The sequence below is a fragment of the Pseudoalteromonas luteoviolacea NCIMB 1942 genome, assembly GCF_001625595.1.
Lineage (GTDB): Bacteria > Pseudomonadota > Gammaproteobacteria > Enterobacterales > Alteromonadaceae > Pseudoalteromonas > Pseudoalteromonas luteoviolacea_A.
On the sequence record NZ_AUXT01000195.1, the window covers coordinates 36,128 to 50,412 of the forward strand.

The window sequence follows — 14,285 nt, forward strand, 5'->3', positions numbered from 1 at the left end:
CTGTTATGGAATCGCAACGCACGTTTTTATTGATCGGATTGCTTTTGGTGTCGTTTTTGTTATTCAGTGAATGGCAAGACGAGCAAGCTCAAAGCAAAGCCGATACCAGTGCAGTCACACAAGTGGCCACTTCACCTTCAAATACCGATCTAGCGGATATTCCAGCTTCTAGCGAAGCGGATGTACCGGTTGCGCAAACTCAGGCAATCCGTTCTGTTATTACAGTAACGACCGATGTATTTGCCGTTAAAATTGATACTAAAGGTGGTGATATTGTTGAAGCAAAACTACTTCAACATGCTGAAACGCATGGTAGCGATACACCTTACCTACTACTTGGTGAATTTGATGGAAAGCAATACTTTGCACAAAGTGGTCTGATAGGTCTTAATGGTCCAGACGCGTCAAGCGCGGGCCGCCCTGTCTATAAAACAGAGCAAAACGCCTACACTTTATCAGGTGATGAGCTGCGCGTACCGCTGACTTTTGTCGATAATAAAGGCATTCAATTTACCAAAACATTTATCTTTAAAGCTGGTCAATACGACGTATCTGTAGAATACAATGTCGTAAACACGACCGATACCCCTGTACAAGTTCAACTTTATACGCAAATCAAACGCTCTGTGCAGGACAAAGACAGTATGGTTGACCAAACGTACTTAGGTACGGCATACGGTACTCAGGACGAGCCATATGAGAAGTATTCTTTTGATGATATGGCTAAGTCTAACCTAAACGAAAATACATTAGGCGGCTATGTATCGTTTATTCAGCACTATTTTGTAAGTGCGTGGGTACCAAAGCAAGATATCAACAACACCATCTACACGACACTTAGAAATAACCAAGGCATCATTGGTGCAAAGGGTGAACCTGAAAACATTCAGGCGAATTCAGAAGCGAAGCTATCGGCAATTTACTACATGGGTCCAAAAGACACGGATGCGCTAGAAGCGCTTCATGAAGACTTAGATTTAACCGTAGACTATGGCTGGTTATTCTTTATTTCCCAACCGCTATTAGTGTTACTGAAGATGCTATATGGCTTTTTAGGTAATTGGGGTCTAGCTATTATCGGCATTACTATCCTTGTTAAGACATTGTTGTACCCATTGACGAAAGCACAGTACACATCAATGGCAAAAATGCGTGCATTACAGCCTAAGATGCAACAGTTGAAAGAGCGCTATGGCGACGATCGTCAGAAGTTCGGCCAAGCAATGATGGAAATGTACCGCAAAGAGAAAGTAAATCCGATGGGTGGTTGCTTCCCTCTGTTGCTACAAATGCCAATCTTCCTTGCGCTATTCTATGTATTCTTAGAATCAACAGAGTTACGACATGCTGAATTCGGCCTGTGGTTAACAGACTTGTCTGCGATGGACCCGTACTACGTACTGCCAATTTTATTTGGTGCGAGTATGTTCTTGACACAAAAACTACAGCCGATGACTATAACTGATCCAATGCAGCAGAAGATGATGACATACATGCCTGTAGTGTTCTCTATCTTCTTTATTTGGTTCCCATCTGGTCTGGTTCTTTACTGGTTGGTTTCTAACCTTATCTCTATTGCGCAGATGCTTATCATCTACCGCGGAATGGAGAAAAAAGGCATCAAAGTACGAGACTAAGACCTCGATACGATATAAAACGCCCGCTTTATTTGCGGGCGTTTTTGTTTCAACAGTAGTTGTACATACAAGCTATAAAAACCTAGCTAGACTCGCGTAAGTTGTGATCCCCCAAAGCGTTGACACGCTTTTGCGCAGCGACCATCACAGTATCAAGTTAAGCCGTCATCCACCCGCCGCCCTTTCAGGCTACTACAAATGATCAACTTATCTCTATTCAATCTGAATTTTTATCAATATAAAACATATACTTGATAAAATTTTACTGCTTTTTTATAGCCCGTTGATAGGCCTTTTTGACAGTTCCATAGATGCTTAGTGACAACTTTGAAATCAATGAGACCAATGTCATGGAATTACTTCTAGTAGAAACACTAAGCACACATGAGATAAGTTGGTGGCATATCCCAACAGTATTATTAGTAGGAGTACTAACCAGCTTAACTCCCTGTGTTTACCCTATTCTGCCAATTACGATTGCGACTTTTTCACATCGTAAACACACTCGCCTAGCCCCGCTTTTTTATTGTATAGGCTTTGCACTCATCTATGCGGCCCTGGGGTTTTTAGCCGCTTGGAGTGGCCACTTATTTGGCCAAGTAGCCACTAACCCTTGGGTGCTTGTGCTGTTTGCCAACGGTCTTATTTACTTAGCAGCAATGAATAAAGGCGTCATATCAATGCCATCCCTCTCATTAACGTCAAAAAGGTCTAGTAACTCGCTACCTTTCATAATGGGAATGGCCAGTGCAATGGTTGCCGCGCCCTGCACATCGCCAGTACTTGGCGGCCTATTATTGTTTGTTGCGACAACGCAACAACCGATACTTGGTGCTGCATTGCTATTTAGTTTTGCGCTCGGCATGAGCGCTTTGCTGCTATGTGCTGGCAGTAGTGCTCGGGTACTTTCCAAATTACCTAAATCAGGAAAGTGGCTCTCCTATATCAACACGTTAACTGCTCTCATACTCATCGCTATGGCGCAGTACTTTCTGATCCAAGCAGGCAAAAGCTGGCTTTAACCCACCACTTAAGGAAAATAAAAATGAAAAATTTCGTATGGCTAATGTGTTTATTGAGTGCAACCGCTCATGCTAAACAATACCTCCCTTTGGAGGCACAAACATTAGATGCCCGCACCATTTCTACACAGGGAAAAGTCACATATTTAAAATTCTGGGCCACTTGGTGCGCATATTGTGTAGAAGAAATGCCGATTCTTCAGCAAAGCCACAATAGCGCCAACGACACTTATCAGGTGATATCTATCAATATAGGGTTCAATCAAAACCGTGACAGAGTGAAGCACTACCTAACCAAAAATAAGTATGACTTCCCCACTGTATTTGATGGTAGTGGCGCAATAACAAAGCACTATTCAGTGCTGGGAACACCACAACATATTTTGCTTGATGAACAGGGTAACGAGCTATATCGCAGTGCATTATTTACCGATGAACTTGCGCAAAAACTACTACAGTTACAGGAGTCGAACTAATGTATATACAACTGCTCAAACATTTTCTATTGTGCCTGTTGATTGTCAGCTATAGCACCAAATCAAAAGTTCAAGAGTATGTTTTTATTAATATTTGGGATGAATATAACCAAACAACCATTTTACCTGTAGAACAAGGTGAACGAATTTTTCTCCAACCTGATATCAACATTGACCAAGCTAGCCTGAAGCAATTTGCCGATAGTTATCCAAAGTTTAAAAACATCACTATCGATACCCAAAACCAATTGATGTTTAAATATCAGGTAAGGCAAACTCCTACCCGAGTGATCGTTCAAGAAGGTACTGTAAAATCAATAGAGCCTTTATTGCAAAAGCCCAAAGCCATCACAAATACAGTCATTAGCAAACCGTTGAGCACCTTGTCTGGAAAGCGCTTAGATCTCAATAAAATCAGACATGAATACAATGTTTTATTTTTTAGTGACAGTCTATGTCCATTTCAGCACATTCCACACTGCCAGCAACGCATCGCACAAAACAACCTACTAGCGGAACAAATACCAGATAAGATACTGACCATCATTAAACCATTTTATGTCGATGAAACCAGCGCGCGTAGCTATCAACAACGCTTTGGGGTTAACCATCAAATTACTTTTGATCACCAAAACCAGCTATTTAAACACTTTGAAGTATCGGAGTTGCCCTACTGGATAGTCCAAAACAACCAAGGAGCTGTTATCTACAGGGGCAACACTCCTCCTAAAAAGCACCATTTATCACTCTAAAATCCACTTACTCTGGCAATAAACGCTATAAGGCGCGTCGAGCAACTCGGTAATCAGCTTGGCGCTTCTCTGCGGTTGCTGTATGAATTGGCCTAATTGCTCAAGTAACAATTGGCTATTTTGAAGCTCACCGAGCATCCGCTTTGACTGCTCAAGCAAAGCATCATTTTGTGTCATATGCGCAGCTACTGAAGCGTAAAATAACATTAAGTGAGCATCTTTATCTTGCTCAAAGTCTATTAATTCAAGCGCTTGATTGGGTTCATTACGTAACAGGTAAATATACATCTGCGTATACTTTGCATAAACAACGGCGTCGTCAAGTCCACTCAATTTGTATGCCTTAAAGGCAGTTCGAGTTAGTGACTCGGCATTGTCTACATCACCCAGCTTAAGTGCGACCCAAGCCAACAGCAACTTAGTATTGGCACGCGTCATTTCAGATGTCCTTTCATTCGTTAACAGCCGCACCAAGCGCCGCTGCGCCTCTTGCAATGGCTGGTGGTTATCAGTTGTTAAACCAATGTCCATATATGCCATCGCCTTAAGAACGTTCAACTGCTCAATAGCAGGTGTAAAGGCTTCATTTATATCAACTTGATTGAGATAACTCAGTGCTTCATCACCTCGGTGTAGCTGAATATAATAAAACCCCAAGTAAGTAAGCACTTGCACCTGAAAATACTTATCACCACTTCTTGAAACGATTTTTAGGGCTTCTAATAGGCTGTCTTCACTTTCTGACACTGGGACTAAATAATTTTGCCCATAAGCAAACAAGCTTCTCGCCAAATCAATTTGTCGCTCAGTCTGTCGATAGTAGCGAACGGCAGCCTCGAGTACCTCTTTGCTTTGTGCCAAGTTAAGCGTATTTTTTTGCTGTGGACCAGCAGCAGGTGGATTAGCGAGATAAAAAGAGCGCTGCGCTTCACTATAAGCAAAAGAGCGACTACCAATTAATGCATACGCCGCACTCATTGCATGTGTATAGTCTTGCCACTGAGTTGTGCTCCACGCTATATCTGCAATCAACTGATAAGCACTCGCTATTAGTTCTATTTGCTGACTCTTTTGTGCAGCGGTAAGCGCTAGCTGCCCACTGTGTTTCGCATGTTCAAACTCACCTAACGCTTTCTCAAAAGTACTTAGATATAAGTAATATCGAGCCCGCAATGCCTGTGAGGTTTGAGACAGTTCAATTGTTGAAAAATGTGCTTTGGCTTCTGGTATATGTCCTTGCAACCAAGCAATTTGTGCCAATTCAAGGCGTGAGGGAACATGATCAGGGGCGTGTATCAAAGCAGCTTCAAAATATTGCTTAGCTAATTGTGGGCCATACTCCGTTAATGCTTGAACTCCACGATAATAGTCGCTGAGACCGTTTACTAGCAGAGGTTGATCAGCAATAAATCCTGAGCTATCAGTCAGAGATGCGATTAACTGCGCCGCTATATCAGAAAAATTATCATCAAGCTGTTCAACAATCACCTCTGTGCGGCGCCCAGCTAGTTCCGCTTGCAGTAAAAAGCGCTGTTGCAAAGGCTTAAGCGATAAATAAAATTGCTGTGGCGCCTCTTTAACGACACCATCAATATAATCAGGAGTACGACTTTTTGGCAGCAACTGGTAATCCTGCTGTAAACGCGTTCGCAGTACTCCTTCGAGTGCATACCCCCACCACGCATGCGCTTGTACACCTGTATGATTTTGCATGGAATGGATGATTAGTTGCGGTTGTGCTTGAGATTGGCCATAAGAAAACAGCGAGTTACTGTGCATATACGCCGCGCTACCGAGTGAGAGTACTACCCCTAGAGCAACGCCAATTAACAGTCGATTTCGCTTTCGGGAGCAACGCGTTACTTTTATATCACAGATCCACATGTAACCTTGTTGTGGTAAGGTTTTGATGAACAGCGGGCGCTTAGCACTATCTCCCAATGCTTGACGCAATTCGGTGATACTTTGATTCAGTGCCGCCTCTCGAAACTCACCATGCAGCCATAGATCCTTGAGCACAGCTTCCCGTTTAACCAATTCATTTGGTCGAGCAACAAAGTAGGCAAGTAATTGAGCAACCTTAGGGCGCAAGGCTATTTCTCGCTGCCCACAATAAAGCGCCAAGCGTTCAGAGTCGAAACAAAATTGACCGAATAACAACACGACTTAGATTGTCCTTATCTCTACATCTCGAGTAACTATTTTTATTCATTTCGCTCCACTATACCTGAGAAAAGCCAATTGCTGTACAATTAACCTCAGAACACAGTCATTCAGCAAGAGACAATATGATTGCACAAGACACCATAGCAGCTCAGGCCACCGCACCAGGTCGTGGTGGCGTGGGGATCATCCGTATTTCGGGTAGTAAAGCCAAAATCGTAGCCGAAAAAATTCTCGGCAAGTGCCCCAAAACACGATACGCAGAATATCTGCCATTTAACACTCTATCGGGTGAAAACTTGGATCAAGGTATTGCTCTATTCTTCCAAGGGCCAAACTCGTTTACAGGTGAAGATGTACTTGAATTACAAGGCCATGGTGGCCCAGTTGTGATCGATATGCTGCTAAAAGAGATAAGCCAAATAGAAGATGTGAGATTGGCTAAACCCGGTGAGTTCTCTGAACGTGCTTTTATGAACGATAAGCTCGATCTTACTCAAGCAGAGGCCATTGCTGATCTGATCAATGCCACCAGTGAACAAGCGGCCAAAAGCGCACTTCATTCACTACAAGGTGACTTTTCTAAGCACATCAATGTGCTGGTGGAACAAGTCATTCATTTACGTATGTATGTTGAAGCAGCAATTGACTTCCCGGACGAAGAAATTGATTTTCTCTCTGACGGTAAAGTAGCCGGTGATTTACAAGCTATCATTACGCAATTGGCTGAAGTCAGACAACAGGCTAAACAAGGCAGCATCATGCGTGAAGGTATGCGTGTTGTCATCGCAGGGCGTCCAAATGCAGGTAAATCTTCTTTACTTAATGCATTAGCAGGTCGCGAAGCCGCCATCGTCACAGACATAGCAGGTACGACGCGAGATGTCTTGCGAGAACATATTCATATTGATGGCATGCCACTGCATATTATCGATACGGCAGGTCTGCGAGAAAGTCCTGACAAAGTTGAACAAATCGGTATTGAACGCGCATGGGAAGAGATTAGCGGTGCTAATCATGTTTTGTTTATGGTAGATGGTACAGAAACGCTTGAAACAGACCCTTTAAAAATCTGGCCTGAGTTTATGGAAAAATTACCTAAAGGCATGGATATTACAGTCATCCGCAATAAAATCGATCTATGTAATGAGCATCAGGGCCTATGCCAACAAGGAGATTATCCTGTCCTACGACTGAGCGCACAGACCAATACCGGCATTGATATATTGCGTGAACATCTCAAAGCGTGTATTGGATTTACTGGCGCCAATGAAGGTGGCTTTATGGCCCGTCGTAGGCACTTAGATGCACTTGAGCGAGCAGCCGAGCACCTAGAAATAGGCCAAACTCAACTTGAAATGCATATTGCTGGCGAGATATTGGCAGAAGAGCTGCGTTTAACTCAGCAATATTTAAGTGAAATCACTGGTGAATTTACATCCGATGATCTGCTAGGAAAGATCTTCAGTTCATTCTGTATTGGTAAATAGTTGATCATACTACCATATAAACATAGCAGATATTTCATTGTAACTATCTGTTATGTTTAGATATAAAATAATAAATTAATTAAAATTTAAAACCACCAACCTACCTGCCTTAAAAATAGCCAATTCAAAAAAACTATTAATTTAAATAATTAAATATTTACAATTTCAATATTAACTATTAGTATCATTTCGATAAATAGGATCTATAACTTTAGAAGGAGTATTATACGTGGTAGGCCTAGCATTAGAACAAGAGAACCAACCAAAGGTTCATAACCATCCACCTCTAGAAGAGGTTCTTTCATATCATAATCAAGATATTATTGACGGATTTTTAAAAGCTTTAGATGTTACGGAAGAAGAAGCTAATAATATTTTTAAAGAAACTTTAAAGTGGTTATGGTACTGCCGTCATCCAGACACTCAAGGCAGTAGAACGATAGATAAAAACTTACTTATAATAGATGAAATGTGGCATACATTCATTCTATATACAAATGACTATTTCAAGTTTTGTCATAAGTACTTCGGTATGTATATTCACCACTCCCCTACAAGAAATTCAGAAATAGAAGAATATAAAAAACTTACCCCTGAAGAAAGAACCGCTGAAAAGAGACGGCAACTAGAGTTAGTATATGATGTTCTTGGTAAAGAGACCTTTATTAATTGGTATCACTTATACCCTCATAAATATACATTTTCATCAATTCTTGAATTAAGAAAGAAATAAGACATTTACTAAAAAAACTATCAAAAATTTTGATGGTTATGAAATTTCGTGCTTAAGAATTAGTAAATTTATTAAGGTATTTTTGTGTATATTATTAATAGAGCAATGGGTGAGTTAGAAGACTTTAAATCATGCATTGGTGTTTTTGGAGTAGGTTCATACTTCAACAATACATATAATGAGAAGAGTGATATCGATATTTATGTCATAAAAGACACAGATATGTATGTTAAGAAGTCAATATATTTTGAAGGAACTCACTTAGATATTACCGTATGCTCGTTGAAATCCCTTTATTTCAGTGCAACGAAAGGAAAATTCTTCGCTTTTCTACAAGAAACATTACGCACCGCTCACCTTCTCAAAGACACAGACAGTCAGGTGTCACAGTGCTTAAATCACATCCAACAATATGCGCAAGAGACTCAACGACCTCCTAATCAATTTGACATTAAAAATAGCAAGGCTTTTATTACCAATTGCGCTCGAAAGCTAGAGCAACATCAATCTAATAATTTTATGTTTATAAGTTATATGTCAGATTGGAGTACCGAGTGCTATAAGCTCAACTGTATGGTAGAGAAAATATCATCTTTTGAAAGCCCAGTGTTAAAAGGAAAGCATATCTCTGAAGAGTTTCCTAAGTTGCATAGCGTTATAGAGAAAGTGATGAACACGCATAGTACAGACTTGAGATCTAAATTGATAAATGATTACACACAGCACTTATTAACCAACTCTTACCCTAATGTAAAAACCGAAGGGGTATTTAAAAGAGTAAAGTTTCCTCTTCGATAGCTATATAAATAAAAGCCAATTAAAATAAATAAAATGAAATATTTAAATGAGTTAATTGAAAAAGAAAAGACTGAGCTTATTGATGAGGCTTTAACCCAATCAGTAAGTGGAGGTGAACCAGATGAACCATCTATGTGTATATCAGACGGTTGCGACGCAACATGTACCTGTACTAACAAGTAGTTACCTTGGATTTAAAGGGATAAAAGAGATTTTAAATTTAGTTACAAACTCTCTTTTATCTCTATATGCAATTATTTCCACTGGTAAAATTACATGGAGAAAAAGTTGAAAGCGTCGGAACTTTTTAGAAAAGAAGCAGTTGAAACTAATCTAAACAGGTTAGAAGGAAAAGTAGTACTAATAAAGTCGCCTTCTTACAATATGATAATCGCTTTTTTAGTGTTATTTTTTACCGTCGTTATATTTTTCGTTGCAAATTCAAAATTCAGTAATTATGAGACCGTAAAAGGCTCTTTAGTTAGCGATCAGAGTATTTTAAAAGTCTACCCTCCCTCCTCAGCAATCATAGAAAAATCACATGTTGAAGAAGGCCAAGCTGTTGAAAAAGGGCAGCTACTATTCGATTTAAGAGCTGATTTTCTGCAAATAGAGGGCAATGCGAGTGTTGACCTTGAAATAAAAGAAGTTAATCATCAAATTCAAAATTTAATTGAGTCGAAAGAGCAACTGGTAAAAAAACTATCATTGCAAGAAGAAATAATTAGCCAAAAAATAACTAATATAGACTCTAAAACGCAATCGCTGAAAGAGAAGCGAAAAATTCTTGAAGAAAGAATTATAATTGTTAAACGAATATTCGAAGACAAAAAAACTCTTTTACATGATGGCGGGATTTCTAAATTAGACATTGATGCATCTGAAAGCGACTACCTCAAATTACAAGAAACGCTGCTCGATCAAACCAATACTCTCGCAGATCTATCTGGACAACGACAAGCTCTAGTAAACGATGCCCAATCCCTACCAATAGAGCAAGCCAGTGCTTTAATTGAGTTAGACAACAATATTTCAAAATTGCAGCTTCAACTCCTCAGCCTGACACGCAACACTGAGTATAAAGTTGAGGCACTAAACGCAGGTATTATCACTAATATTATTGCTCGTGAAGGTGAGAGAGTCTCCGCTAATTACCCTCTTTTTAGTATCGCTCCCAATAACACCGTATTGATAGCAGACTTGTATATACCAACGCGAGCCATTGGCTTCGTTGAACAAGGTCAAGGTGTGAGGCTGAGGTTTGAAGCTTTTCCTGCACAGTTGTATGGCGACATTGAAGGCGAGATATTTGAAGTTTCAAGAATGTTGATCCAACCATCAGAATGGCCAAACCCTGTGGGCCTCAATATGCCAGTCTATCGTGCTAGAGCAAAATTACACGCACAAGAAATACACGCAAATGGGAAAGTCCTGCAATTACAAAATGGCCTGCTTTTAGACGCCTATATTATTTTAGAAGAACAATCATTCTTAGAATATATATTAAGCCCGATCTTAGAAATAAAAAATAAAATGCAGTAATAGGTAAAAAAATTGAAAAGAGTTCTTCCTGTTATACATCAATCTGAAAGGGCCGAATGTGGCTTAGCCAGTTTAGCCATGGTTTTATCGTACTACGGCTTTGAAACTTCTCTACTGGAACTCAGATTAAAATACAGTATTTCATCTAATGGCTTGACGTTAGACAGCATGATCCAGATAGCTAATGATCTAGAGCTATCGTCCAGGCCGTTGAAATTAGAGCCAGAAGCTCTGCAAGCACTTAAAACGCCCTGTATATTACATTGGAATATGAACCACTTTGTTGTGTTAAAAGAAGTTAAGTCTAAAAGCATCATTATTCATGATCCTGGAAAAGGCTGCTGTGAGATAAGTTTTGCTGAGGTGAATAAAAGGTTTACTGGCGTAGCGCTAGAATTATTACCAAAAACCACTTTTAAAAAGAAGGAACCAAAGCCGGTCTTTTCGATGCGCCAACTATGGAGTGACATTGTTGGTTTGAAAAGTAGCATGGCTAAAATTTTCGTTCTCTCATTATTTGCTCAATTCTTTACCATTTTAACCCCCTACTATTTGCAAACTGTCATAGACCGCGTCATTCCAACCTACAATGAAAACTTACTGATTATTTTAGCCGGTGCATTTTTACTCGTGCTTGTTTTCCAACAAGCCACTACGTTAATCCGTACCTACGTTGTGCTCCATCTGAGCTCCGCGTTTAGCATTCAAGTCTCGAGTAATTTATTCCATCACCTTTTACGGCTACCCCTCGCATTTTTTGAAAAGCGAGACGTAGGTGACATTGTTACGCGTTTTGATTCATTAAAGAAAATTGAAGAGTTCTTAACAACCAGCTTTGTTGAAACCATCATTGATGGCTTTATGGCCATAAGCATTATTGCTTTGATGTTTTATTACGACTCTTCTTTAACCTTTCTGGTGCTCTTCTTTGTCGCGCTCTACACTGGGTTTCGCATTATCGCGTTTAAGGCATTTAGGCGCCTTAATGAAAATGAGATCCGCTCTAGAGCAAAGGAGCGCAGCAACTTCATTGAGAACATCCAAAACATTCAAACATTAATGTCTTTTGATGCGCAACATAAGCAATCTTCTCAATGGAGTAATTTACATGTTGACTATGTAAATAGTGCCATTGAGGTTAAAAAAACACGTTTATGGTATCAGGTTATCAACGGCATCATTTTTGGTATCGAAAACATTCTTGTTATTTACTTTTTAGCACAAGGCATTCTTTCTAAAGAGCTTTCTATTGGTATGCTGACAGCCTATATCGCCTATAAAGGGATCTTTACCCAGCGTTACGGCAATCTAATCAATAAAATAATGGAATTTAGAATGCTCGGTCTACACCTAGAGCGAGTCTCGGAAGTTGCATTAACGCAACCCATAAGAGACTTACCAGTAGATCAAAAACTGACATTTTCAGGCAATATCAAACTGAAAAACATAGCCTTTAAATATGACGATTTTTCTAAAAACGTATTACACAATATACATTTAGATATAGATGCCGGCGAACACGTGGCAATCACGGGCCCTTCAGGCGTAGGCAAATCAACCCTGACAAAGATCCTCTTGGGTCTCTTAGAACCCTCTTCGGGTGATGTGCTGGTGGATGGTAAACCACTTGCAGAGTTTGGCCGTAAAAATTTCAGGCGCCATACAGCTTCTGTACTGCAAAACGACAAACTCTACACAGGCACTTTACTCGACAATATAACATTCTTTGAACCTGAACCAGACCTAGACTGGGCAAAAGAGTGCGCAAAGGTAGCACAGGTACACAATAACATTATGTCAAAACCAATGGGGTACAACTCTTTAATTGGCCATATGGGTGGCGCGTTGTCAGGAGGCGAAAAGCAAAGAGTTATTCTTGCGCGTGCACTGTACAAAAAGCCTAAATTATTAATCATGGATGAAGCAACGAGCCATCTAGATATGGCTACTGAAAAAGCCGTAAATCAGGCAATTTCCCAGTTGGAAATCACCCGCATTGTCGTAGCGCACCGCCCACAAACAATACGCAGTGCTGACAGAGTGCTCAAACTGACTAAGAAAGGGATTTTCCAATTAGAAAAAGACACCTACTTACACAAAAAACATGATCAACCGACTCCACCTAACGATACGATGAAGGAAATATAGGCATGGAACTTTCACTAAACCATATCAAAAAGCAGCACCTGACCTACTTTCAAGAAGCAGTTGCTTACTTTGAGCACGCCATAGACATTGAAGCAATTCTCGGTCATGGCTCATATTTCAATGGTCGTTTTACTGAAAACAGTGATATTGATCTAATCATTTTATCTAAATCAGATAGTTATGAGAAAACCATTATCAATATCGGTGGCATCGACTTTGAGGTGATGCATATTAATATTCGCCGTTTAATGAAAATCATGGAGTTTAGAGCCAGTGATTTTACCCGTTCAGTTTCTAACAGCAGCCTTGTTTTTGATAAAAATGGATTTGGGCAAAAAGTGATTGCTAAGGCACAAACCTATTGCGCTTTGGGATCTTCATTGGTCGATGACATTAAATATATAAATCAAAGTAGGAGTAGAACAAGGACCCTCTTATTTGATCTTAGAGACGCGCTAGATGACCCTATGTCTTTTCAATTAATGCACATTCAATTAATACAATTAATATATCGATTTATTTGCCTTGATGAAAAGTCATGGGAAAAATCAAGCAAAATGGTTTTTAAAGATATTAAGAATTTAAGACCTAATACATATGAAAAAATACAACTATCACTAAAAGAAAGTAACTTATCAATTAAATTAGACATCATAGAAAAATTAATTTCAGAGTCCTTAGCTCCATTCGGTGGAATACTAAACAACGACGAAACATTTAGCATCATATAATAAAAAACAACCCATATAAAAACCCAAGAAAGAAAACTTAAATCAAATATAATTAAATTAAGAAATAAAAACTAATAAGAATCACTATTTCTCAAATATGAAAAACTGATGTTTAACTGAGTTTATTTATAATAAAAAATAAATAACTTGAAATAAATAAAAACATAGAATATATTAACAACACTTCCAAATAAGGAAGTAATAATTTAGCAATAAAAAGGAGTATATTATGAAAAAAGCTAATGAACTAGAGCAGTTAAGCAAAGTTGAGCTAATTGAATCAGCATTACTTGATGAGGTTTCAGGTGGTACACCACATGATGATGGTTGCAGACCATGTCGTACATGTGATGACCAGCCTTGTGCACAACCATGTGTAAGCTGCCGTAGCAAGTAATATTTATAAATATTACACTCGACCTTAACAACTTAAGTTGTTAAGGTTTTTGAATATTATCAATCATAAGTAACCCTACAACTAAATATAATCAGATTTTAAAAACCTTCCTTTCTAAAGCATCACATATAGCTACTTGTTGTATAACGTCAGTTCTAAGTATTGGAACAAACACCAAAATTAATCCTTAATACAGCCTTGTTTCCTAACTAATTAAATTTCTCTACTTTTTCGGGATCAGAACAAAAAAATAATGCACTTTAACCCTCCGTGACAAAGAAAGTTAAAAACTGCTCTGCATATAATCAAGCATTGATACAGCGTGGTAATATTGCAATTTGGCTCAGTGAAGACGCTATTTAACAATAGCAAAACACCCAGGGCGGGATCACACTT

General features: G+C 39.2%; 12 protein-coding genes. 11 read left to right on the forward strand and 1 reads right to left on the reverse strand.

What is annotated here, in order from left to right; translation table 11 throughout:
* The first annotated feature begins 5 nt into the window (after window positions 1-5).
* From yidC to N482_RS18765, 4 genes are all read left to right on the forward strand, one after another.
* On the forward strand, window positions 6-1,637 hold the full coding sequence (gene yidC / locus N482_RS18750; protein ID WP_063378505.1) for a membrane protein insertase YidC: 1,632 nt from the start codon (window positions 6-8) through the stop codon (window positions 1,635-1,637).
* Between the two features lie 350 nt (window positions 1,638-1,987).
* Window positions 1,988-2,659, forward strand: coding sequence for a cytochrome c biogenesis protein CcdA (locus N482_RS18755; RefSeq protein WP_231100896.1), 672 nt, complete (start codon window positions 1,988-1,990; stop codon window positions 2,657-2,659).
* A gap of 23 nt (window positions 2,660-2,682) precedes the next feature.
* Window positions 2,683-3,135, forward strand: coding sequence for a TlpA family protein disulfide reductase (locus N482_RS18760; RefSeq protein WP_063378507.1), 453 nt, complete (start codon window positions 2,683-2,685; stop codon window positions 3,133-3,135).
* Window positions 3,135-3,887 (forward strand): TlpA family protein disulfide reductase, encoded by a 753-nt coding sequence (locus tag N482_RS18765; RefSeq protein WP_063378508.1) that lies wholly within the window; start codon window positions 3,135-3,137, stop codon window positions 3,885-3,887. The genes N482_RS18760 and N482_RS18765 overlap by 1 nt, the downstream gene beginning before the upstream one ends.
* Here N482_RS18765 and N482_RS18770 read toward each other — a convergent pair.
* Window positions 3,879-6,050: a winged helix-turn-helix domain-containing protein gene (locus N482_RS18770; protein WP_063378509.1), complete on the reverse strand. Its 2,172-nt coding sequence runs from the start codon at window positions 6,048-6,050 to the stop codon at window positions 3,879-3,881. The two genes, N482_RS18765 and N482_RS18770, sit on opposite strands and share 9 nt — an antisense overlap.
* A gap of 125 nt (window positions 6,051-6,175) precedes the next feature.
* On the opposite strand from N482_RS18770, the gene mnmE reads away from it, so the two are divergent.
* From mnmE to N482_RS24985, 7 genes are all read left to right on the forward strand, one after another.
* A complete protein-coding gene (gene mnmE, locus N482_RS18775) occupies window positions 6,176-7,540 on the forward strand; it encodes a tRNA uridine-5-carboxymethylaminomethyl(34) synthesis GTPase MnmE (protein WP_063378510.1) in 1,365 nt (454 codons plus the stop codon).
* A gap of 229 nt (window positions 7,541-7,769) precedes the next feature.
* On the forward strand, window positions 7,770-8,273 hold the full coding sequence (locus tag N482_RS18780; protein WP_063378511.1) for a hypothetical protein: 504 nt from the start codon (window positions 7,770-7,772) through the stop codon (window positions 8,271-8,273).
* 84 nt (window positions 8,274-8,357) lie between these two features.
* Window positions 8,358-9,071, forward strand: coding sequence for a hypothetical protein (locus N482_RS18785; protein ID WP_063378512.1), 714 nt, complete (start codon window positions 8,358-8,360; stop codon window positions 9,069-9,071).
* A gap of 276 nt (window positions 9,072-9,347) precedes the next feature.
* Entirely contained in the window at window positions 9,348-10,613 is a 1,266-nt protein-coding gene (locus N482_RS24495) for an HlyD family secretion protein (protein ID WP_081228079.1), read from the forward strand.
* Between the two features lie 12 nt (window positions 10,614-10,625).
* Entirely contained in the window at window positions 10,626-12,761 is a 2,136-nt protein-coding gene (locus N482_RS18790; protein ID WP_081228081.1) for a peptidase domain-containing ABC transporter, read from the forward strand.
* A 2-nt stretch (window positions 12,762-12,763) separates the two neighbouring features.
* Window positions 12,764-13,492: a nucleotidyltransferase domain-containing protein gene (locus N482_RS18795; protein ID WP_063378513.1), complete on the forward strand. Its 729-nt coding sequence runs from the start codon at window positions 12,764-12,766 to the stop codon at window positions 13,490-13,492.
* 229 nt (window positions 13,493-13,721) lie between these two features.
* A complete protein-coding gene (locus tag N482_RS24985) occupies window positions 13,722-13,889 on the forward strand; it encodes a hypothetical protein (protein ID WP_155730644.1) in 168 nt (55 codons plus the stop codon).
* Window positions 13,890-14,285: the final 396 nt, after the last annotated feature.